Source organism: Hyphomicrobiaceae bacterium, assembly GCA_041397645.1.
Classification (GTDB): Bacteria; Pseudomonadota; Alphaproteobacteria; order Rhizobiales; family Hyphomicrobiaceae; genus Hyphomicrobium_B.
The window spans coordinates 688,315-710,287 of the sequence record JAWKWE010000004.1 but is presented as its reverse complement, the minus strand read 5'-3'; the positions used below and the strand labels follow the sequence as shown (position 1 = coordinate 710,287).

General features: G+C 59.7%; 22 protein-coding genes and 1 tRNA gene. 12 read left to right on the top strand and 11 right to left on the bottom strand.

Annotated features, from left to right (window positions below):
• Positions 1-81: 81 nt before the first annotated feature.
• The 3 genes from R3D51_03270 to R3D51_03260 form a co-directional block, all read right to left on the bottom strand.
• Entirely contained in the window at positions 82-720 is a 639-nt protein-coding gene (locus tag R3D51_03270) for a hypothetical protein (GenBank protein ID MEZ5898493.1), read from the bottom strand.
• Positions 710-2,083: a type IV secretory system conjugative DNA transfer family protein gene (locus R3D51_03265; GenBank protein MEZ5898492.1), complete on the bottom strand. Its 1,374-nt coding sequence runs from the start codon at positions 2,081-2,083 to the stop codon at positions 710-712. The genes R3D51_03270 and R3D51_03265 overlap by 11 nt, the downstream gene beginning before the upstream one ends.
• A gap of 842 nt (positions 2,084-2,925) precedes the next feature.
• Positions 2,926-3,078, bottom strand: a complete 153-nt coding sequence (locus tag R3D51_03260) for a hypothetical protein (GenBank protein MEZ5898491.1) — start codon at positions 3,076-3,078, stop codon at positions 2,926-2,928.
• A 49-nt stretch (positions 3,079-3,127) separates the two neighbouring features.
• Between R3D51_03260 and R3D51_03255 the strand changes: the two genes are divergently transcribed.
• The 4 genes from R3D51_03255 (at position 3,128) to R3D51_03240 (ending at position 7,388) form a co-directional block, all read left to right on the top strand.
• On the top strand, positions 3,128-4,678 hold the full coding sequence (locus R3D51_03255) for a relaxase/mobilization nuclease domain-containing protein (protein ID MEZ5898490.1): 1,551 nt from the start codon (positions 3,128-3,130) through the stop codon (positions 4,676-4,678).
• A 143-nt stretch (positions 4,679-4,821) separates the two neighbouring features.
• Positions 4,822-5,280 carry a mobile mystery protein A gene (locus R3D51_03250; protein MEZ5898489.1) on the top strand — a complete coding sequence of 153 codons (459 nt, stop codon included), beginning with the start codon at positions 4,822-4,824 and terminating at the stop codon, positions 5,278-5,280.
• On the top strand, positions 5,277-5,870 hold the full coding sequence (locus R3D51_03245; GenBank protein MEZ5898488.1) for a mobile mystery protein B: 594 nt from the start codon (positions 5,277-5,279) through the stop codon (positions 5,868-5,870). The genes R3D51_03250 and R3D51_03245 overlap by 4 nt, the downstream gene beginning before the upstream one ends.
• 186 nt (positions 5,871-6,056) lie before the next feature.
• A complete protein-coding gene (locus R3D51_03240; protein MEZ5898487.1) occupies positions 6,057-7,388 on the top strand; it encodes a DUF5677 domain-containing protein in 1,332 nt (443 codons plus the stop codon).
• Between the two features lie 114 nt (positions 7,389-7,502).
• On the opposite strand, the gene R3D51_03235 is transcribed toward R3D51_03240, so the two are convergent.
• Positions 7,503-7,578: transfer RNA gene (locus R3D51_03235), tRNA-Ala, on the bottom strand.
• 265 nt (positions 7,579-7,843) lie between these two features.
• On the opposite strand from R3D51_03235, the gene R3D51_03230 reads away from it, so the two are divergent.
• The 4 genes from R3D51_03230 (at position 7,844) to R3D51_03215 (ending at position 10,004) form a co-directional block, all read left to right on the top strand.
• The gene (locus R3D51_03230) at positions 7,844-8,134 is read left to right on the top strand and encodes a YggT family protein (protein ID MEZ5898486.1); all 291 of its coding nucleotides are present in this window, start codon (positions 7,844-7,846) and stop codon (positions 8,132-8,134) included.
• Positions 8,135-8,184: 50 nt separating this feature from the next.
• Positions 8,185-8,466 carry a DUF167 family protein gene (locus R3D51_03225; protein MEZ5898485.1) on the top strand — a complete coding sequence of 94 codons (282 nt, stop codon included), beginning with the start codon at positions 8,185-8,187 and terminating at the stop codon, positions 8,464-8,466.
• 100 nt (positions 8,467-8,566) lie between these two features.
• Positions 8,567-9,448 carry a bifunctional methylenetetrahydrofolate dehydrogenase/methenyltetrahydrofolate cyclohydrolase FolD gene (gene folD, locus R3D51_03220; GenBank protein ID MEZ5898484.1) on the top strand — a complete coding sequence of 294 codons (882 nt, stop codon included), beginning with the start codon at positions 8,567-8,569 and terminating at the stop codon, positions 9,446-9,448.
• Between the two features lie 178 nt (positions 9,449-9,626).
• Complete coding sequence (locus R3D51_03215) at positions 9,627-10,004, top strand: DUF4345 domain-containing protein (GenBank protein ID MEZ5898483.1); 378 nt, start codon at positions 9,627-9,629, stop codon at positions 10,002-10,004.
• A gap of 27 nt (positions 10,005-10,031) precedes the next feature.
• On the opposite strand, the gene R3D51_03210 is transcribed toward R3D51_03215, so the two are convergent.
• The 5 genes from R3D51_03210 to R3D51_03190 all read right to left on the bottom strand — a co-directional run bounded on the left by R3D51_03210 (position 10,032) and on the right by R3D51_03190 (position 15,679).
• Positions 10,032-11,561: a YifB family Mg chelatase-like AAA ATPase gene (locus R3D51_03210; GenBank protein ID MEZ5898482.1), complete on the bottom strand. Its 1,530-nt coding sequence runs from the start codon at positions 11,559-11,561 to the stop codon at positions 10,032-10,034.
• Between the two features lie 104 nt (positions 11,562-11,665).
• Positions 11,666-13,051: a GntP family permease gene (locus R3D51_03205; protein ID MEZ5898481.1), complete on the bottom strand. Its 1,386-nt coding sequence runs from the start codon at positions 13,049-13,051 to the stop codon at positions 11,666-11,668.
• Positions 13,052-13,167: 116 nt separating this feature from the next.
• The gene (locus tag R3D51_03200) at positions 13,168-13,641 is read right to left on the bottom strand and encodes a hypothetical protein (GenBank protein ID MEZ5898480.1); all 474 of its coding nucleotides are present in this window, start codon (positions 13,639-13,641) and stop codon (positions 13,168-13,170) included.
• A 90-nt stretch (positions 13,642-13,731) separates the two neighbouring features.
• Complete coding sequence (gshB, locus tag R3D51_03195) at positions 13,732-14,688, bottom strand: glutathione synthase (GenBank protein ID MEZ5898479.1); 957 nt, start codon at positions 14,686-14,688, stop codon at positions 13,732-13,734.
• A 118-nt stretch (positions 14,689-14,806) separates the two neighbouring features.
• A complete protein-coding gene (locus tag R3D51_03190) occupies positions 14,807-15,679 on the bottom strand; it encodes an NAD(P)-dependent oxidoreductase (protein ID MEZ5898478.1) in 873 nt (290 codons plus the stop codon).
• 223 nt (positions 15,680-15,902) lie between these two features.
• Here R3D51_03190 and rplS point away from each other — a divergent pair, with 223 nt between their 5' ends.
• Positions 15,903-16,598: a 50S ribosomal protein L19 gene (gene rplS, locus R3D51_03185; protein ID MEZ5898477.1), complete on the top strand. Its 696-nt coding sequence runs from the start codon at positions 15,903-15,905 to the stop codon at positions 16,596-16,598.
• Positions 16,599-16,711: 113 nt separating this feature from the next.
• On the opposite strand, the gene R3D51_03180 is transcribed toward rplS, so the two are convergent.
• Positions 16,712-17,710, bottom strand: coding sequence for an OmpA family protein (locus R3D51_03180; GenBank protein MEZ5898476.1), 999 nt, complete (start codon positions 17,708-17,710; stop codon positions 16,712-16,714).
• Between the two features lie 115 nt (positions 17,711-17,825).
• Between R3D51_03180 and map the strand changes: the two genes are divergently transcribed.
• Both map and radC read left to right on the top strand, forming a co-directional pair.
• Positions 17,826-18,659: a type I methionyl aminopeptidase gene (map, locus tag R3D51_03175; protein ID MEZ5898475.1), complete on the top strand. Its 834-nt coding sequence runs from the start codon at positions 17,826-17,828 to the stop codon at positions 18,657-18,659.
• Between the two features lie 77 nt (positions 18,660-18,736).
• Positions 18,737-19,486 (top strand): DNA repair protein RadC, encoded by a 750-nt coding sequence (gene radC, locus R3D51_03170; GenBank protein MEZ5898474.1) that lies wholly within the window; start codon positions 18,737-18,739, stop codon positions 19,484-19,486.
• Positions 19,487-19,523: 37 nt separating this feature from the next.
• Here radC and R3D51_03165 read toward each other — a convergent pair whose 3' ends face one another.
• A complete protein-coding gene (locus tag R3D51_03165; GenBank protein MEZ5898473.1) occupies positions 19,524-20,816 on the bottom strand; it encodes an MFS transporter in 1,293 nt (430 codons plus the stop codon).
• Positions 20,817-20,992: 176 nt separating this feature from the next.
• Here R3D51_03165 and trxB point away from each other — a divergent pair, with 176 nt between their 5' ends.
• Positions 20,993-21,961, top strand: a complete 969-nt coding sequence (trxB, locus tag R3D51_03160) for a thioredoxin-disulfide reductase (protein ID MEZ5898472.1) — start codon at positions 20,993-20,995, stop codon at positions 21,959-21,961.
• Positions 21,962-21,973 lie beyond the last annotated feature (12 nt).

Genomic DNA, 21,973 nt, shown 5'->3' with positions numbered 1-21,973 from the left:
CAGGCTCAAAGAGGGATAGGGTCTGCCACCGCGCTCCCATAAAGCGCCGTAGGTGGCAGACCAGACTTGCAGTGCCGGTTTTCAGTCGATCACAAAGTCGGCCGTCGCCGCACCGTTGCGGTAGCCGCGCATGGCGCGGCCGGCCATGGCAAGTGCCGTCTCTGGCGTAAGATCAAGGGCATCGCGCGCCGTGGCCTCGCGCAGCTCCCGTAATGCCTTGGTCAGCTGCACGGCCAGCTTGCGCGCGGTTGCCTCCGACATGTGCCAGGCGATCATGATGGCATCGCCCTCACTCGTGTGAATATCGACCGCATGGCCGTGCTCGCGCGTCTCGCGCACCTCGATCGAGCGGAAGATATCCTGCGTCCAGGCAAGATCGCCGGCACGCCGATCGAACGGGATGCCGTAGGGAACATAGACGCTGCCGTCACGGCGAAACAGAATGCCCCGCCTCTTCAGGCAACTCTCCGATGCGTCGCAGCAAGTCGCTACGAACCCGATGATGCTGGCGGCGGTAAGCCAAAGCCATTCCAGGCCATGCCGGCCGTCTGTCAGAAGCGAGATCGAACAGACAAAGCCGCCGATGGCGAGGATGATCAGGATGGCGGTCGCGTACATCCCGAACCTGCTCTCCTCGCGCCATGCGGCTCCGGCAGATGCCAGTCGGCCATCGGGGTCATTGCTGCGGATCGCTTCGACCAGGGCGGAATTATGCGTCATGGCTCAACCTCTCCAGATAGATGGGCGGACGGCCCGGCATCAGGATCAGCTGCCGTCCCGTCTCGCGGGAAAAAAGCGTGGTGATCTCGTTGGGATCGAGCAGCCGCGTGGATCGAATGTGCTCGCGCACCCCGTCATCCCCATGCGCCATGGCAGCACCTGAGACGCGCACATCCTGCCGCTCGATCACCTGACAGTGCCCGAGCATCTTCGAGAGGTGCTCGGTGGTGGTCAGGTCCGCATTGCCGAACGCCTGCACGATGCCGGCATTGCCGAGAAAGGTCTCCCACGCCTTCGAATAGTTGGTCTTAAGCTGCGTGAGGTCCTGAAGGACCGGCCAGAGCTTCACGCCGAATCCGGCCATGAGCCCCGCAGCCGTCGCGATTGAGCGCATGTGTCCGAGGGTCGAGAATTCTTCCAGCACGAACCACACGGGTAAAGCCCCTCGCGGAATGGGGCGTCGCTCGATGGCGCCGAGCGCCTGCTGGATGACGAGCCGCAGCCACCGGTAATGCGTGCCCATGCGCATGCCGGGGAGAACGAGGTAGATCGTCGTCTTGCCGGCAGACAATTCCGATAACTGGAAGTCGGACCGATCCATGATGCCGACCACGTCATCGAGCGGTGCGGTCTGCTCCTGCGCGGTCGAAAGGATGCCCTGCAACTCGCGACCGCCGGACTCCTTCTTGCCCAGAAACGACGCGCCGATGTTCGCCACGATCCCGCCGAAGGCCGACGAGTCGGTCATATCGGTGAAGAGCTTGTCCAGCTCGGCCGGCGTTGCGTTCAGCAAACGCCGGACCTCGCGCATGGTGGGCGCGGTTGTCGTCGCCATCAAATGGAGGGTGATCCCCCGAACAAGGTTCTTGGCGGAATCCGTCCAGTGCGGATCGCGTTGATTGCCGATGATCAGGGCATCGGCGATCAGGGCGGCATCCGCCGCCACATGATCGGCGCGCCCCTGCCCGAGCTCGGCGAACGGGTTATGGCAGGACGAACGCGGGACGACCTCGCCGAAGGGATCGAGGACGAAAACGCGCTGCCCCAGCCTCGTCCGATGCGCGGCCGTCGCCCGCGTTAATTCGCCCTTCGGATCGAGTACGATGCAGGAGCCCGGGTAGCGCTTCAGGTTCGGGATCAGGACCGTTGACGACTTGCCGGCGCGCGCGCCGGCGACCGTGATCATATGCCGGTCATCGGCGCGGCCGATGAGACGCCCCTGCCAGTGTCCCAGGAGGAGCTCGCCGGCCTTCCAGTCCCACGAGGCGCCGAGCTGCCACGGATGTCCCCACGCGGCCGACGGGGCCTTCTCGTGTCGGCCGGCAATGCCGGAGCCGCGCGGGGGAAACTGATCCGAATGCATGCGCACTCCATTTTAGAAAATCGAGCGTGTGCATCCGTTATGAATAATTCGTCTGAGGCCGTAAACGTGACGGCAGGAGCGGCGAATGCCGTCCGCGTTACGCGATGTGATGCGATGTTCGGTTGAGATTTTCCGAAATTATTTTGGTCATCCTTTTGTTCGCGCCCTTTAGCCCATCCTTCCGTCCCGACCCAGGTGATCGGCTGGCCGCCGCAGCAAGCGAGCGGTCAAGGAAGCCGCAGAGTTAGGGCGGCTCCCGCGTATGCGGGTGTGTCCTTGACGGGCGCGCGCAAGGTGGCACGCTCGGATTGGTGGGGCTGAAAAATTCACCTGAAAAAATGTTGCGGCATGTGGCGCGGGTTTTCTCAATGCGGGGATATGCGATCCCATGAGCGATATTGCGGAAAATAAAAAAGTTGGGAATAAAACAAGGGCTGCGGATTCAACAATCAATGATGGAACTGTAGCGTTTGAGCTTGGGGTAGCGAGATGTGTTTTTGTGCACGTGTACAAAGGTACACGTTTACAAAAACCACTCGCCGGGGAGCCGCTTCCGCTCTTCCCCAGGTCCCCTTCCGGTCACGGTGCAGCTTCGCGCACCCGAACCCAACCATGATGCAAGACGACCGATGCAAAGGCGAGCCAAGAAGTCCGATGATCGTCGGACACAGACCATAACCTTCCGCGTATCGCCGGAGGAACGAAGCCGTCTCGACGATGCCGCGATTGAAGCCGGTATGACGTTGAGCGCCTATGTGGCGGCCACGCTCGATCGCAGGTCAAGCGAGCTGCGCAGGCGGCTGGCCGGGATGCAGAAGGCGGCCACTGCGCCCCCTCCCCCTTCACGTAACATCCCGCCGGAGGTCGTGTACGAACTCAGGCGCATCGGGAACAACATCAACCAGATCGCTCACGCTGTGAATTCCGGTCTCCCGCCGGATATCCGCCATTACGGCAAGCAGCTGCTCCTGATCCTGCAGGTGATTGAAACGCATGGCCTTGACCCCAGGACGGTCGAGGACGGCAACCTCAAGGCACCAGGCAATGATTCCCCGCCTTCACAAACGCGGGCAGAGTTTCAAAGGAGCGTTCACCTATATCCTTCACGATCCTGGCGAGACTTCCGCCCACCGCGTCCTGTGGACCCAAAGCGTCAATCTTGAAGGATCTCCCGACGATGCATGGCGCGCCATGCATGCAACCTGGCGCGACCGCGTAAAGCTCAAGCGCGCGGCCGGGGTGGACTTGCGCGGGCGCGACAACAAGAAGCCCGTGCTTCACATGACTCTCTCATGGCACGCGGATGATGCACCGACGCCGGAGCATATGCGGGAGACGGCGCTCTCCGCCCTCAGGGCAATCGGTCTTGATCGTCATCAGGCCCTCATGGCCGCTCATGACGAGAAGGAGCATCTCCACGTCCATCTTGTCATCAACACGGTCGATCCCGAGAACGGCCGCACCGCGCCGATGAAATACACCAAGGAGCGCCTATCGCGTTGGGCCGAGGCGTATGAAGAGCAACACGGGCTCCGCATCGAGCAACGTGTGGATAACAACCGCAAGCGCGACGAGATCAAAGCCGCACGCGAGCACGAGAACGCGGAAGCTGAGCAGGCCGCCGAACAGGAGCAGAAGGCCAAAGCACCTTATGAGCCCGTAAAACATCAGCCGGTGCAGCGGAAAGAGTGGATCGAGAAGCAGGCAATCATTGACCGCATGAAGCGGCTGCGTGCGGAGTACGACCGTCGGCACCTGACCGAACGGGGAATCACCTGGGCGCGCCACCGGCAGGAGTTTGCGGAACTGGTGGAAACGACGACACAGGCGACCGATCAAGCTCGCAACCATGTAAACGATCAGTATCGACGCCGATGGCGGGAACTCTACGCAGCGCAGCGCAAGGAAGCGCGGCATGTCTCCCGACAGGACACCCACATCTTCGAACGCGCGGTCTATGTCTTCGTCAACAGCGAACGCCTCGGCAATGGCAAGCCGCTCTCGATGAAGCGCAAGGTGCAACTGATCCTTTCGCAACGAAAGCTCGATGATGCCGTTCGCCGCATGCACCGGCGTGAGCGCGTTGGCCTCAGCCAGATGCAGAAAGCCGACAGGCACGAGCTGGTTGAACGCGCCATGCGTGCCCATGAGCCGCGTTTTACGGCCATGAAGGCCCGTCACGCAGCGGAGCGTGCGGCCGAGCTTACGCGGCAGAAAGACGTGACGCGCAGGTCCGTCGATTTCCTCCGCGCAAAGAACCAACTGAAACTGGAACGGACATTCGGAGAACCGGTCCGAATGGCGGCTGATGCGCCTCCCATGGAGACGGATGCGGGCTATGTGGCGCGCATCCGAGCCGAGATACAGGCTTCCTATGAGCGTCGGCGTGGTTCCGATACGCCGAAGCTGGAACCCTTGTCACCCGCACCACCTGCGTCGCCTGAGCCGAGCAACGACGCCAGGTCACCCTCCGTCTCATACCCGTTCAACGAGACAGCTTTGCCGGCAACGAAGAGGCGAGCCGCCGGCATCCGTCGCGACATGGAGGAATGGCGCAAGAGGAACAAGGGGCGCGATTTCGGGCGCGAAATATAGATCAGTCGGAACGCAGGTTTATGGGCTATCATCAGGTCACAGCCTGATAATTATGAAAATTTATCAGGCTATGTCCTGTTTTTAAACTTGCAGATATCAGGCTATGGCCTTATATTTCATCTGTGAAAACAGGCTATACCCTTATGAAGAGCACACTCAAACGCGCCCGCGCCAGGCTGGACGAGCGGCTGGAGCCGCTCAGGCCGGCATCCCGCTTCGCATCTCCGCCGAAGGGTTGGATCCGCGCGATACGAGACGCCCTCGGCATGACCGGCAGGCAATTCGCCGGGCGTCTCAATGTGCGTCCGCAGACGGTTGCCGACATCGAGAAATCAGAAGCGAGCGGCTCGATCCGTCTGAGCACCCTGCAGCGCGCAGCGGATGCCCTGGGATGCACGCTCGTCTATGCGCTTGTTCCCAAGTCCTCTCTTGAAGACATGGTGGATGCCAGGGCACGGCAGATCGCTCTTCGGGATCTGCGCCGTGTCTCCCACACCATGAAGCTGGAAGCGCAGGAGGTCGGCGATGCCGATCTCGAAGAGCGCATCGAGACCTATATCCGTGAGTCGGTCAGGGATCGCGATCTCTGGGATGCGCCGTGACCGACCTCTTCCAGGAGCCCGATGACGCCACTCCGCTGGAGCCCGAAGAACGCGAAGGGCTGCTGCAGACTTGGATTACCCACCGCAGCGATCTGAACGAGGCGGAGCAGGAAAATATTGTGAAGGGAGCGGCATGGGCGCGCTCCCGAAGGCAGCGCAACGCGGACATCCTAAACGAAGGGTTTGCCAGGTCCCTGCATCGGCGCATGTTCGGCGATGTCTGGCAGTGGGCGGGGACGTTCCGTCAGACAGAGCGCAACATCGGCATAGAGGCGCATCGCATTCCAAACGACCTTGGGATGATGTTCGATGACGTCCGGTATTGGGTCGACCATCAGACCTACCCGCCCGACGAGATAGCAGTGCGCCTGCATCACCGGCTCGTTGCCATCCATCCCTTCCCCAACGGCAACGGCCGCCATGCACGCCTCATGGCAGATCTTCTCATCGAACGCCTGGGCGGACAGCCATTCACATGGGGCGGTGGAAGCCTCCACGATATCGGCGAGCTGCGCCGTCAGTACATCGACGCGCTGCGCGCAGCCGACAATCACGACATCGATCTGCTGATCGCTTTCGCGCGATCCTGAAGACAGAACGGGCAATCTGCAATGAGCCAGGACAACAAAAGGCCAAGGCGAGAGGACTTTTCAGGGCTGGATCGCCATAGCCGCAAAGGGAAGGTGTTCACGCCCCCCCTATTAGGAGTCACAGACAATCTAGAGCTTCATTCCTGGAGCAATGATCGCCTGCCTGACGCTTTGTGGAGCGCTTTGTTGGGCACGGCCCTGCCGCGCGAAGCGGCGCTTGTTCTACTAAGTGCCGTCGCCAAGACTGCGATGCAGTTCCGCGACCATCCTGAGGTCTTCCCATCTCATAGTGCGCTTGCAGCGATCTCCAGAGAGCAGTTCGCCGCAGTTTTTCACGAAGTGATCAAGAGCGACGATGCACGCCGAGCCCTTGCACCGCTTCTTCTGCTGGTCAATCTGCCCGATCGGGCCCATTGGACCGAGCATCTCAGTGAGATTCCACCTGAGGAAGGATGGAACGCTTTGGCGCAGGCCGTCGCTGCCAGCTTCGATCCGCGATCGCCATTGGCGATCGATATGCGCTGGCTTCGCGTTATGTTCCTCGGATTGCAGCATCGTCTCCTGTTCCGCAAGGAGCAGGACGATGTTGTCGCCATGCTTTGCGCTTATCCCGAAGGCACCGACGTCCCCGACTGGGCGGACGCGATGATCAGTGCAATGGAGCCGACCGTCGATATTGGACCGGACGGCGAGCGCCCTCCCAACTGGAGCGAAACCTTCTGGAAGGAATGCCTGGACAAAACTCGCTGTATCCCCGCCCGCTACACACCGCCGGTACACGAGCCCGATTTTGATTATGACGGCGCCAAGAAACGTTGGGGCGAGATCTACGCGGAGCTGGTGAAGCACTTCTTCGCAACTACCTCTACCACTGGCCTCGACGCCCAACATGATTCCACATTCGGGCTCGCCCTCTATGCGATGTCGCTGGTCACGGGCCTCATGAGACCGTACTCGACACGTCCAAGTGGAAGGCACCTTCTGAGATCGCTGGCGGAAGTGCACATCACTCTTGCCTATCTCGCGTTCAAAGATGACCCGGCCACGTGGCAGATGTATCGCGCCTACGGCAACGGCCAGGCCAAACTAGCCTTCCTCAAGCTTGTGGAGAGCGAGCGGGGCGATCTTCCGCGTCACATCGACATTGATGTGCTTGAACGCCTCGCCAACGAGGACATGTGGCAGGAGTTTGTGCCGGTTGATGTCGGCAATTGGGCGGGCCTCACCGTCCGAAAAATGGCCGACGATGCCGGTACCAAGGATGTCTACGACATGTTCTATGTCTGGCCATCAGGTTACGTCCACGGCCATTGGGGCGCAGTCCGTGACTCTGTCTTCGACCTGTGTGCCAATCCGCTTCATCGTTTCCATCGCATCCCAAGACCGATGCGTGTCGACATGCCCGATCTTTGCTTCGATGCAGTGCGGATCACCAACAGGACCCTCGCGCTCGTGGACAAGCTCTATCCTTCTTTCGCGCCTCGCTTCGATGAGACGGCATCCGTCCGGAAGGCTTAGATCAAGAATGACCACGGACACTCCAGAACATGTGCACACCTGCATCCGTATGTGCCTGGTATGTGCCCAGCAAAAAGCCGGCGTTGCGCCGGCTTCATAAGTTCTTGATTTAATTGGTGGAGCCGAGGGGAATCGAACCCCTGACCTCTGCAGTGCGATTGCAGCGCTCTCCCATCTGAGCTACGGCCCCAAAGGTGTGGGAGCGGGCATTTAGATGTCGCCTGCGCAGCCTGTCAAGGAGAGGCAGGGCGGCCCGATCATCACCTTTGGGTGGATCGGTTTGCGGAAGTTCGGGCCCGCTAAAGGATGAAAACGCCGGGTTTGGACGTCGGTTGAGGCGAGACCCTGCGCCCAGTGGTTAGGGGCCGTTCCTCACCCGGAAAAGCGGCTTAAGGCTTGCTGCGAAGCAGCGCCCCCGTTACAGCTTCGCTCACAGCAATCTGAGGCCGTCTGACATGCTCGAACTGTTGCGATTCATTAGCTACCTCATTGATCTCTACACTTATGTCATCATCGCAAGCGTCGTGATGAGCTGGTTGATGGCCTTCGGTGTCATCAATGCCTACAATCCGATGGTCCGATCGATCTGGCAGGGCCTTAACGCTGTCACCGAGCCCCTCCTGCGCCCGATCCGCAATATGCTGCCCAACATGGGTGGGATTGATTTTTCGCCGATCTTTCTGCTGCTTGCCTGTTATTTCGTGCAAACGGTCATTTTGCCTAACATTGCAAAGGCCTTCATTTGACGGGTGGCGCATCCGAACGGCCGTGGCGGCACGCCGACGCGTGCGTCATTGTGCGCTTCCGTCTGACGCCAAAATCATACAAAGATACAATTGACGGGCTGGAAGTGACTGCTGAGGGCCCGGCCTTCAAGGCGCGGGTCCGCGCCGTTCCCGAAGATGGCGCAGCCAACACAGCGCTCGAGCGTCTCGCCGCCGAGTGGCTCGACGTGCCTAAAAGCGCGGTGCGGTTGATTACGGGAGGAAAGTCGCGCGTGAAGTCGCTCGCCATTAATGGCGATGCGCACGCGATCGAAGGCCGGCTCCAAGAGCGCTTTGACGCCTTGAAAGCTTGAGTGCGCCTTTGCGGTGCGCTCAAGAACTCGGACTTCTAAATACCGAACGTCATAGAAACAAAGAAACGCCAGCCCATCCAGGGCGGGGAGGAGAAAAACAATGGCTCAAATCATCGACGGCAAGAAGATCGCAGCGGACGTGCGCGCTGAGGTGGCGGCTGAAGTTGAGCGCCTCGTTTCGGAAAATGGCTTGAAGCCGGGCCTTGCCGTTGTGTTGGTCGGTGAAGATCCGGCGAGCAAAGTCTATGTGAAGAACAAGGCACAGCAGACCGTCGAGGTCGGCATGAATTCCTGGGAGCATCGCCTTCCAGCTGAGACCAGTGAAGTCGATCTGCTGGCGCTGGTGGAAAAGCTCAACAACGATCCAGCTTGTCACGGCATTCTGGTGCAGTTGCCGCTGCCCAAGCATATCAATTCCGAAAAGGTCCTGAACTCGATCAATCCAGACAAGGACGTTGATGGCTTCCATCCCGTCAATGTCGGTCGTCTGTGGGTTGGTGAACGCGCTCTTGTTCCGTGCACGCCGACCGGATCGGTTATTCTGGCTAAGACCGTCGCGCCGAGCCTGTCCGGGATGAACGCGGTCGTTATCGGCCGCTCTAACATCGTCGGCAAGCCGGTTGCCGCTTTGCTGCTACGCGAGAACTGCACCGTGACGGTTGCCCACTCGCGCACGAAAGATCTCGCGGGTGTTGTGAAGGGCGCGGACCTGGTGGTGGCCGCCGTCGGCATTCCGGAAATGGTGCGCGGTGAGTGGATTAAGCCCGGCGCAATCGTGATCGACGTCGGCATCAACCGCATCACTGGACCAGATGGCAAGGGCAAGCTTGTCGGCGACGTGAACTATGCGGAATGTGAGAAAGTGGCCGGCGCCATCACCCCGGTTCCTGGCGGTGTCGGCCCGATGACAATCGCCTGCTTGCTGCGCAACGCAGCTCAAGCTGCCGCGATGCAGAACGGCTTGAAGAGCGCGTTCGCATAAGGTTTGGCGCAATAAATCTCGGAAATTGACGGAGGGGCCGACATCGTTCGGCCCCTCTTTTTTAAACGCAGCCGGTTCTTTGCGTTTGCAGCGTGAACGTAACGCCGGGCATGCTAATTTGTAACCGTCCTCTGTTTCGCTTTGAATGTTCGTGCCCAGGGAAAGGGATCGGTCGGCTATGATGTGGAAGAAAGCATTTCTGTATGTGGCGTTTGCCATGGTTGCGGTGATTGCGCTTTTGTACGGGATCAGTCCAGCGTGGTTCGCAAGGACATTTCTCGGGATCGACGATCTCAGCGTGAGCGTTGCGCATATTCTCAGAGCGGTCATGTGTCTGTACTTGGCGCTGGGAGGTTTCTGGCTTTACTGCGCGCTCAACGATACTCACAAGGACGTCGCAATCTTGACGACAATGCTTTTTGCGGGCGGGTTGGTCACTGGGCGGCTTTTGAGCTTTTTTGCTGACGGCGCGCCGGCGCCACTATTGATCTTCTACGCTTTGCTGGAGGCCGCGGTCATACCGGTGGCGTGGTGGGTCTATCGTCAACCTGAATGAGCATTGCGACCCGCTTCTTCAATGTCCTCACGCAGCTCGTGCCTGTCGCAAGACCTCCGCGCGATAGCTAAGCGCCTCTGCGACATGGATGCGTTGGACGGCATCGGACGCGTCAAGATCGGCAATGGTGCGCGCGACTTTCAATGTCCGATGGAAGCCTCGCGCCGACAAATGCATTGTTTCGGCGGCCTGTCGTAGCAACGTCACCCCGGCTTCATCGGGCATGGCGGTGTCTTCCAAAAGTTTGCCAGAGACGTCCGCGTTGGTGCGGATTTTTTTGTGCCCGAGAGCGGTATAGCGGGCACGTTGCCGCTCGCGTGCGGCGGAAACTCTGGCGCGCACCTGCGTGCTTCCTTCCGAAGGCGCCGGCAGGACAAGATCCGCTGCGGAGACCGCAGGCACTTCAATTTGCAGATCGATGCGGTCAAGCAATGGCCCAGAGATTCGGGCTTGGTAGTCAGTCGCGCAACGCGGACCGCGTTTGCAGCTTTCACCCGGCGCTGAGTGCCCGCACTTGCAGGGGTTCATGGCAGCAACAAGCTGGATGCGTGATGGATAGGCGATGCGATGATTGGCGCGCGCGATAACAGTTTCGCCCGATTCCAGCGGTTGGCGCAGCGCATCTAGCACGTTGGGCTGAAACTCGGGAAGCTCATCGAGGAACAGGACGCCCAGATGCGCGAGTGAAACTTCGCCCGGCCGCGGCCGCGACCCGCCGCCAACGAGCGCTGCCATGCTGGCGGAGTGATGCGGTGCGCGAAACGGTCGCTCGACAGCGAGCTTTCCGCCCATGAGCTCTCCCGCAAGCGAATGCACCATCGAGACTTCCAGAATTTCTTCTGGTGAAAGGGGAGGAAGAATGGAGGGCAAGCGCGCGGCAAGCATGGATTTGCCCGAGCCCGGCGGACCGATCATCAGCAGATTGTGGCCCCCTGCGGCCGCGATCTCCAACGCGCGCTTAGGCATCTCCTGGCCCTTGATGTCGGCCAGATCAGCGAGCGTGGTTTGCGTCCGTTCGAGATTTGGCACCGGACGTGACAGCGTTTGCAGTCCTTTGAAGTGATTGACCAGGGACAGCAGGTGCGCAGGCGCAAGGATGTCGATCTCTTCTCCGGCCCACGCTGCTTCTGGGCCGCCCGACTGCGGGCAGATGAGGCCCTTGCCGATAGCGTTGGCGCCGATGGCGGCTGGCAAAGCGCCTGGAACAGAGCGGATCGAGCCATCAAGGGCCAGTTCGCCGAGAGCTGCGTATCCGCTGATGGCGTCAGGGGCGATGGCTTCCATCGCGGCCATCATGGCCAGCGCGATGGGCAAATCGAAATGGCTTCCCTCCTTAGGAAGGTCGGCTGGTGCGAGATTGACGGTGATATGCTTGTAGGGAAGCCCCAGACCGACGGCGTGCAGCGCGTTGCGCACCCGCTCGCGGCTCTCGGCCACTGCCTTGTCGGGAAGTCCCACAATCGCAAACGTTGGCTGTCCTGGCGTAATGCGCACCTGAACTTCGACGGCGCGCGCCTCCACGCCGATGAACGCGAGCGTTGAAATCTGACCGTACATGACGCCCCTCCCCACTTGCGAAGGACGTTAGTCCGGCCCCGGAACGTCGTCAAGAACAAAAATAGAACACGCGCAGATCTAGCAGGACCGTCGGAATGGCACCGCTAAAAACTTCCGAACGTGCTGCCGAGGATGATGACGACGACGAGCGCGATCAGCGGGAAGAGGACCGTATTGTAGAAGATGAATTTATAGGACTCCCGGTGCGTGAGGCCGCAGATCGTGAGCAGCGAAATGACCGCCCCGTTGTGCGGAAGTGTATCCATGCAACCTGATGCCATGGCGGCGACGCGGTGGAGCAGTTGCGGACTGATGCCAGCCGCGTTGGCCATCTCAAGATATTGCGGTCCAAGCGTCTTGAGCGCGATAGACATGCCGCCCGATGCAGACCCCGTAATGCCGGCAAGCACGTTGACGGCAACGGCCTCCGAAACGAGCGGATTGCCCGGAATGTTGAGGACGAGGTCGCGAATGATCGCGAAGCCCGCGAGCGACGCGATCACGGTTCCATAACCGACCTCGGACGCAGTGTTGAGGATCGGCAGCATCGAGCCGAACGTCCCCTCGTTGAGCGTCTTCTTGAGGTCCGCCCAACGAGGCCAGTGCAGCGCGATCAATAACAGCACGGCGGTCGTGACCGCCGCGATGATCGACCAGATGCCGATCACGGAGCTTGCATCTTTTAGTCCGCCAAATTCCGGTTTCGCCAAGAAGCTGGTGTCGATGTTCGGCAGAACGATTTTGGCCATCAAGAAGTTGAGGCCGATGACAACGATGATCGGGATAAGCGCGGTCGCGAAGCTGACGACTGGGATGTCGCGTCGTTCTTCGGTGGTTTGAGCATGAAGGCCAAAGCCTTCGCCTGCCGCCATGAGCTTGCGCGCCTGCACCTGCATCCACCAGCTTCCGAGCGCGAACATGATGAAACCGCCGATGATGCCGAGGCCTGGAGCGGCGAAAGTATCGGTTCCGAAGAAGGGGCTTGGTATTGCGTTCTGGATGGCGGGCGTTCCCGGCAGCGCTGTCATCGTGAACGTGAATGATCCGAGCGCGATGGTGCCGGGGATGAGCCGCTTGGGAATGTTGGCCTCGCGAAACAAGGCCGCGCCGATCGGAAACACTGCGAACGCCACAACGAACAACGACACGCCGCCGTAGGTCAGCAACGCGCACGAGAGCACTATCGCCATGATGGCGTGCTGTTTGCCGATCTTCTCGATGATCGCGTGGGCGATGGCTCGGGCGGAGCCTGAATCGTCCATCAGTTTGCCAAAAATTGCGCCGAGCAGAAACAGGGGGAAAAATTGGATGAGATACCCACCCATCGACTTCATGAAAACTTGAGTGTAGGTCGCAAGCAGCGTCCCAACTTCGCCCGAAAACAGCAGAGCGAGAGCCGCAACAAGGGGCGCGAGTATCAGTACGGTCACGCCGCGGTAGGCGAAATACATCAACAGCGCGAGCGAGATAAGGATGCCGAGCGTGCTCATGTGTCTATTCCCCCCAAACCCGGTCAATTTTTCTGACCATTTAAGCGGGGAGGCTATTGCGGCTTCGTTCGGGCGTCAAACGCTCAGTTAGCGCTGCACTGCACCTTGATTGAGACTCATCCCTTGGTCAGGACCAAACTGAGACCGATGAGGTTTGAATTGAAGAATTGAATTTCAACGATTTGCCGGTTGGCTTTGACGATGACATCCATGTTGGCGGCGAGATCGGTGCTCATGACTTTGATACGAAAGCCTGCCGCGGTCACTTCTCCATCGAGCTTGCCCTCGATGTTGTGCATCGTCTCCTTCCATTCGCCCGAGAGTTTTCCGCCCTCGTGCTTCAAGGCGCTGATGACTTCAATGGAGCCGCCAGACGACGCGCACCGAATTGTTTGCTTCAAATCATCGACGGTTTCACCGGCAATGTAGGTCGCGCGGCATTTCACGCTTTCTGGAGGATTGTTTTTGATGCCGAAGCGACCTTCTCCGACCCAACGTCCTGCCAAGGTGACGAAAGGCGAAGGCTCTTCGGCTTTCGCCGGTGCGATCAGCCAAACGAGCACGATGCTTAAGAAAGCAAGCATGGACATGGTGGCGTTCAGGCGGGTAAGGCACGACAACATCAATTTATCCTTCGACTGGGAAACGAGCATCGGTCGCGAGTTTTTCGATTTAGACGCTCAAGTGCTTTTCGGGGAGACCTTTCGCTCGATAGCGTCCCAGATCATCGCGGCGATGTCGTTACCGCCGAACGCTTTTACCTGGCGTATGCCGGTCGGAGAGGTAACGTTGATCTCCGTAAGATACGGCCCGATGACGTCTATGCCGGTGAATATGAGGCCACGCCTCTTCAGCTCAGGACCAAGTCGGGCGCAAATCTCTTTATCGCGGGCGGTCAACTCAACGGCGCGCGCGGTGCCGCCAACGTGCAGGTTGGAGCGTGTTTCGCCCTCCTGCGGCACGCGGTTGATTGCGCCGGCCACTTCGCCATCGACGAGGATGATGCGTTTGTCGCCCAGCTTCACCTCGGGCCGGTATTCCTGAACCATGAACGGCTCGCGGAATACCGTTTGGAACAATTCGACAAGCGAAGACAGGTTGCTGTCCTCCGGCTTGATGCGAAACACGGCGGCGCCCCCGTTTCCATAGAGCGGCTTGATGATGATGTCCTTGTGCTCGGCACGAAACGCCAACACGTCGTCGAGTTGGCGCGTCACCAGAGTTGGCGGCATCAGGTCCAGGAAGTCGAGAACCCACAGCTTCTCTGGCGCATTGCGAACATGCATGGGGTCGTTCACGACCAGCGTTTTGGGATGGATGCGCTCCAGCAGATGTGTCGTCGTGATGTAGGCCATATCGAATGGCGGATCCTGGCGAAGCAGAACCACATCGATATCACGGCCGAGATCGACGACGCGCGGATCGGAAAGGGCGTAGTGGTCACCCTCCTTGTCCTTCACCTTGAGGCTATGGCCGCGGGCCAGCAGCCGTGGCCCATGCAGGGCAAGGTTGGGCGGTGTGTAGTAGAAGATGTCATGACCGCGGTTTTGCGCTTCGAGCAATATAGCGAACGTGGAATCGCCGCGGATGTCGATCCGCTCGATCGGGTCCATTTGAGCGGCGATTTTTAAGGCCATGGGAAACGTTCCGATTTCTCTTTAGCTGTCTCAGTCTACGCGCTCGCGCGGCCGTGGGTATTGCTGCCGTGCCACGCTCGCGTAACAGATGGTTCGCGGATCTTAGTGTCGTCTGCGGTCAGTTCAGCCCCGCCTTACGGGCTACCACCTCGGCCAAGGCGGACCAATCCTTGTCGCCATTCCCGTTCGCAATGCCTTCCAGGAAATGATCGCGAATGAGGCTTGCGAGTGGGAGAGGGGTTTGGCTTGCGGACCCGGCTGCCAGTGCAAGCGACACGTCTTTGAGCCCCAGCCGCATTTTGAAGCCTGCCGGCTCATAGCGCTTTTCGGTGATGAGGCCAGCATAGCCCTTGAAAACCGGGGCATTGAAGACGGTGCTCGTCATGATCTCGGCGAACCGCTTGGGATCGATGCCGCTTTTTTCACAAAGTGCCAGCGTCTCGCCAAGCATCTCGATCGCAGTTGCAATCATGAGATTGCCGGCGATTTTGACCGTGTGGGCGTGAAGCGGGTCCTCGCCGACCTCCCAGGTTTTTTGTCCGACCGCCTCGAATGCGGGGGCGAGCTTCGCCAGATCGGCAGGGGCGCCGCTGGCTACGATGTTGAGTTTTCCAGCCGCCGCCACGTCTGCCCGACCGAAGACGGGCGCCGCGACGTAGCCCAGTCCATGGCGGGCGTGCCTCTCCATCAGCGTCTTGGCGGCATCCAGCGAAATTGTCGCCATGTTGGCGTGGACCAACTCTGGCACCGCAGTACCAAGAGCCTCCTCGTCAAAAACGGAAAGAACGGCGGCATCGTCAGCCAGAATGGAGAGTGCAAGATCGCCCTTTAGAGCGTCCGCAGGTGTCGTTGCAAGGCGGGCGCCCTTAGCAGCCAGGGCGACGGCAGGGCCCGGTGAGCGGTTCCAGACGACGACCTCGTGACCAGCGGCCAAGAGGTTTGCCGCCATGCCTTGGCCCATAGCCCCCAGCCCAAAAAATCCGATACGCATCAGTCGATTTCCTTATGCGAAGTCTGTACAATCCGTGAGGCAAAATGGCAGTTTTGGCCGATCCTGGATGCCCCCACTCGACAGCCAGGGTCTTTTAGGCTAGGAACCCGGCCAACAATATCCCGAAAATGGGTGGCCCCGAACAGGGGCGGCACGAGCCAACCGGGCCCTTGGGGCTTATCGGAATGCTCCTCTGCCTCAACGATGAACAAGGAAGAACACGATGAATATCATCCAGGAGCTCGAGCGCGAGCAGATGGATGCTGTGCTCGCGAAGCGTGGCATCCCCGAATTTTCTCCCGGCGACACCGTAAAGGTCATGGTCCGCGTCATCGAGGTTATCGATGATCCCAAGGACAAGAAGAGGAAGTCCGCCGAGCCCAAGATCAACGAGCGCATGCAGGCTTATGAGGGCGTCGTCATCGCGCGCTCCGGCGCTGGCCTGAACGAGACCTTCACGGTCCGCAAGATTTCCTACGGTGAGGGCGTCGAGCGCGTCTTCCCGATCTATTCGCCCTACATCGCCGAGATTGAAGTCATCCGCCGCGGCAAAGTTCGCCGCGCGAAACTCTACTATCTGCGTGGTCGCCGCGGTAAGGCTGCCCGTATTGTCGAGCGCACCGATGCGCGCGCCCGTCGCCTCAACGCCGCCTGGAAAGGCTTCAAGAAGCCCAAGGGCGAGGCAGATGATCTCACGCAGATCAACGGCATCAGCGCGGATCTCGCGCTGCGCCTGAAGCAGCTCAACTGCTACAAGTTCGACCAGGTCGCAAACCTCTCGGACGACGACATCGCCAACATCGATGAGACGCTCAACCTGAAGGGCGCTATCGAGAAGCAGGATTGGGCCGGTCAGGCCCAGCGGCTGATCGCTGAGGCGACCGCGTCAGAGGTGCCTGCCGAGGAAGCTCAGGGCTGATTGCTCTTGATCGCTTCGAGGCGTAGGCGAATGAAAAAAGGCCCGGCAAATTGCCGGGCCTTTTGCTTTTCTTGGCTTGCGGTGGGTTCCGCATAAGGTGCGAGCTGAAAGGCTCAGTTCGACGAAACCGAGAATTCGATACGGCGGTTCTTGGCGCGCCCGGCAGAGGTATCGTTGTCCGCGATGGGCTTGTCCTGTCCATAGCCGGTCGCTTTCAACTTGCCTTCCGAGACGCCTGCCTTGACGAGATAGTCCATGACGGCTTTCGCACGCAGTTCCGACAATTTCTGATTGGCTTCGGCTTTGCCTGAGCTATCCGTATGTCCTCCCACGTCGATGGTGACATTGGACGGACAGTCCTTGGCGATCGTTGCCACTTTGTCGAGGAGTTTGTCGGCCTTGCCGTCGAGGCTCCAGCTGTTGAACTTGAATTGAATGTTGCCAGCCGAGATGGCGCCGTTAAGCGCATCGCGGCAACTCTCAATGGCGGTCTGGCGGGCGGCTTCTTCATCGGCCTTGCGCTTGGCTTCTGCTTCCTCGGCGGCTTTCTTCGCGGCCTCTTCGTCCGCAGCCTTCTTGGCGGCTTCTTCCTCTGCAGCTTTCTTTGCCGCCTCTTCCTCGGCAGCCTTCTTTGCGGCAGCTTCTTCCTCCGCCTTTTTGGCTGCTTCGTAGTCGGGGTTCATCGTCGCCTCAGCGGCCCAGGCCGGTGTGCCTGAGGTCGAGGTGTCGCCGTAGTACTCGGTCTGGCCAGGTTCACCAGCGGGCGCTTGCTCAGCTGCGGGTTCCGCTGCGGCAGGGGCTTCGGCTTCAGCCGCGGGAGCTGCGTCGTCGAGCGGCTTATAGTCGGGGTTCATCGTGGCTTCGGCAGCCCACGCGGGCACTTCCTTGGGTGCTTCAGTTTCGGCAGTTGCGGCAGGCTCTGCGGCTTGGGTATCGTCGGCAGCCTCTTGTGACGCGGTTGGCGCGCTGTCTTCGGCTGGTTTGTAGTCGGGATTCATCGTGGCTTCGGCCGCCCACGCGGGCGTTTCTTTAGCGGCATCTTCGGCCAATGCCTGCGGGGCAAGTAGGCCGAGACAGACGCCGCCCAGCAGCATAGCGCGGTACCTGATCATTATTTATTTCCTCCAAATATTGATGACGCCTTCTTTTATGGACGCCGATTTGCGCAGACGCAGTTTTGCACTAAATTCCCTAATTGACGAGATAGATGAGGCCACTAGGAAAACGATGTCGAACGTAGACGTTAATCGCACTCTCAGCCGTGACGGGAAGATCCGGCTTCACGGACCTGAAGCCTTTGAAGGTATGCGCAAGGCGGGGCGGCTGGCTGCTGAGGCACTCGACCTGCTGTTGCCTCACGTTGTGCCCGGGGTCAGCACCGACCGGCTCGACGAGCTGGTGCTGGAGTTCGCGCTCGATCATGGAGCGGTACCTGCGCCATTGAATTATCGTGGATTTCCGCGATCCATCTGCACGTCGATTAATCATGTCGTGTGCCACGGGATTCCAAACGCCAAGGCTCTTAAGGAAGGCGAAATCGTTAACATCGATGTGACGCTGATCGTCGATGGGTGGCACGGCGATACCAGCCGGATGTACCCGGTCGGGGACATTTCGCGGCGCGCAGAGCGGCTCATCCAGGTCACCTATGAATCGCTGCAGCGCGGCATTGCGGAAGCGAAGCCCGGAAATACGACGGGAGATATCGGCGCCGCGATCCAGAGTTATGCTGAAGGCGAGCGGTGCAGCGTCGTGCGGGATTTCTGCGGCCACGGCTTGGGGCGCGTGTTCCACGACCGGCCCAACATTTTGCACTACGGCGAGCGGGGCGATGGAAACGTGCTGGAGCCCGGCATGTTTTTCACTATCGAGCCGATGATCAATCTCGGCAAGCCGCACGTCAAAATTCTACCGGACGGGTGGACGGCGGTGACGCGGGATCGGGAGCTTTCCGCTCAATTCGAGCACACGATTGGCGTGACCGAGACGGGATGCGAGATTTTCACTACCTCCCCGGCCGGGCTGGAATGCCCGCCTTACCCCGTCACGAAGGCTGCCTGATGTAATTGAAGGCTGGCGAATGGCCGACGGCATCGCTCACAAGGTGTGTGGACGTCGGTGGCAAGGGGTGAAGGGGAATGAGTAACGAGGGATCCGATAAGCCTCCGGCTATTAAAGCCGCTGGCCAAGGCTCGTTCTTCGAGGCTCCCCAGCCGCTTGACGATCGCGTAGGCCATCGCCAGCGCCTGCGAGAGCGATTTCGTGAAGGCGGAGCGGACGCCGTTCCCGACTACGAACTGCTGGAGATGATCCTTTTTCGCGTTTATCCGCGTGGCGATACGAAGCCAATCGCCAAACGGCTATTGGCTGCATTCGGCACATTCTCCGAAGTGATCAACGCACCCGCGCAGCGGTTGATGGAGGTGGAGGGCGTTGGTCCGCGCGCGGTCGATGAATTAAAACTAGTCCGCGCCGCAGCCTCGCGTCTTGTGCGCAGGGAAATTACCGCAAAACCTGCGTTGTCGTCGTGGTCGAGCGTCGTTGACTACCTACGCATTGCGCAAGGTTATGATACCGTCGAGCAGTTCCGCATTCTCTTCCTGGACAAGAAGAACAACCTCATAGCGGACGAAGTGCAGGGGCGCGGCACGGTCGATCACACGCCAGTCTATGTAAGAGAGGTTGTCAAACGTGCACTGGAGTTGTCCGCGACGGCCCTCATTCTGGTGCACAACCATCCTTCGGGAGACCCCACGCCCTCACGTGCAGATATCGATATGACGAAAATGATCGTGGAGGCGGCCAAGCCGCTCGGCATCTCCATTCATGATCACATCATCGTAGGCCGCGAAGGACACGCAAGTTTTCGCGCGTTGCGGCTGTTCTAGGAGGCGGCAAGCAGCCTAAGGGTATTGCCGCTCTCTTCTAGTCGGTCGAAATGGCGCTTTCGTTGCGCGTATCGCGCATTCCGGCATAAACCACTAGCGATAGGGCGATGCAGATAGTGATGTACCAATAAAAGTACGTCTCGTGCCCAATCGACTTGAACCAAAGCCCGATGTATTCAGCCGTGCCGCCAAATAGCGCCACGGTCACGGCGAACGGCAGGCCGACGCCGAGCGCACGAACATGCGTCGGAAACAGCTCCGCTTTCACCACCGCATTTATCGCTGTGTATCCGGACACGATCAGCAGTCCAAACATGATGATGGCGAAGGCGATCCAGGGATCGCGCGTTGCTTCCAGCGCGGTCAGTAGGGGGATCGTGGAAAGCGTGCCGAGCACGCCGAACGCAATTAGGATCGGTCTGCGGCCGATGCGATCCGACAACGCGCCCACCACCGGCTGCAGGCACATATAGATGAACAACGCGGATGCCGAGATCATGGTGGCGGTTCGCTTGTCGAAGCCGGAGGTGTTGACCAGGAATTTCTGCATATAAGTGGTGTAGGTATAGAAGGCGACCGTTCCGCCCATGGTGAGGCCGATGACTATGGCGACCTCGCGCGGATGTTCCATCAACGTCTTCAGCGAAGAGGTACGGCGGGTCTCGCGCATGAAGGCATCTGTTTCGTGCATGTCGCGGCGCATCCGATAGGCCACCACAGCCAACAGAGCGCCGATGAAAAATGGAATGCGCCAGCCCCACGCTTCGAGCTCGGCATCGGTGAGGGCAAACTTCTGCAACACGATGAGGACGAGCATAGCGGTGAGTTGTCCGCCGATGAGCGTGACGTACTGGAAGCTGGAATAGAAACCACGTCTTTCGCGCGTCGCCATTTCGGAAAGGTAAGTGGCGCTGGTGCCGTATTCGCCGCCCAGGCTCAGGCCCTGGATGAGCCGCGCGACCAACAATATGATCGGAGCCGCGACACCGATGGTGCTGTACGTCGGCGTGAGCGCAATTAAAGCCGAGCCGAAGCACATCAGAAGAACGGAAGTGGTCAGGGCGACGCGGCGACCACTGCGGTCTGCGAGACGCCCAAAAGCCCACGCACCGAGGGGGCGCATCAGGAAGCCGACAGCGAAGATACCAGCTGTTGCAAGAAGCTGCGCGGTGCGGTCGCCCGCTGGAAAAAAGGCATGGGCGAAGTAGAGCGAGAAGGCGGCGTACACGTAGAAATCGTACCATTCGACCAAGTTGCCCGAAGAGCCCACAATAATGGCCTTTATCCGTCGGCGCATATCCTGCGCATCGGTCTTCGCGGTCGTATGCAAGTGTCCACCCCCGACTTTTGGCGCCAATTAAGGCGCTGGGCAGTATCTTAGCACCCGTGCCAGTGCGCCGCATCCCTCGGGATGTAACGTTGAGAATCCAGGCAGCGACATTGACGTTTAGAGGTTCAAACCCCTAATAACGCCTCAAACGAAGCAAACGAAGACGGATGCCACTCATGACCAATCCAGCCCGTCACACCAAGGTGATCATTCTGGGCTCCGGCCCGGCCGGATACACCGCCGCCGTCTATGCCGCGCGCGCGATGCTGAAGCCCATTTTGATTCAGGGATCTCAGCCGGGCGGACAGCTGACGATTACGACAGAAGTCGAGAACTACCCTGGCTTCGCAGAAGCCATTCAGGGGCCCTGGCTCATGGAGCAGATGCAGGAGCAGGCTGCCAACATGGGCACCGAGATCGTGATGGATCACATCAACAAGGTGGATCTCAAGGCCAAGCCTATTCGCCTCGAAGGTGATAGCGGCGACGTCTACACCTGCGATGCGCTGATCATTTGCACCGGGGCGCAGGCTCGCTGGCTTGGGCTACGTTCTGAAGAAACTTTCAAAGGGCATGGTGTGTCTGCATGCGCGACCTGCGATGGCTTCTTTTACAAAGGCAAGGAAGTCGTGGTCGTCGGCGGAGGCAATACTGCAGTTGAGGAAGCATTGTTCCTGACGAATTTCGCCAAGCGAGTCACTGTTATTCACCGCCGCAACACGTTCCGCGCGGAGAAGATCCTTCAGGATCGTCTCTTCAAGCATCCTAAAATCGAAGTGATCTGGGATAGCGCCGTGGAGGAGATTGTCGGCACCAGTGATCCGCGGTCGGTAACGGGCCTGCGCATCAAGAACGTCAAGACGGGCGACATCACCGAGCGCGCCGCTGATGGCGTGTTCGTAGCCATCGGGCACGCACCCTCAACAGAGTTGTTCAAAGGACAACTACCGATGACCCCGTCGGGCTATCTGATCACCGCGCCCGACTCCACCGCGACCGTCATTCCCGGCGTGTTTGCGGCGGGCGACGTCAAGGACGAAGTTTATCGTCAAGCTGTGACCGCGGCAGGTATGGGCTGCATGGCGGCGCTCGAGACCGAGCGTTATCTCGCTAAGCACGAGGTTCATGCAGCGGCGGCGGAATAGAATTCGCGCAAA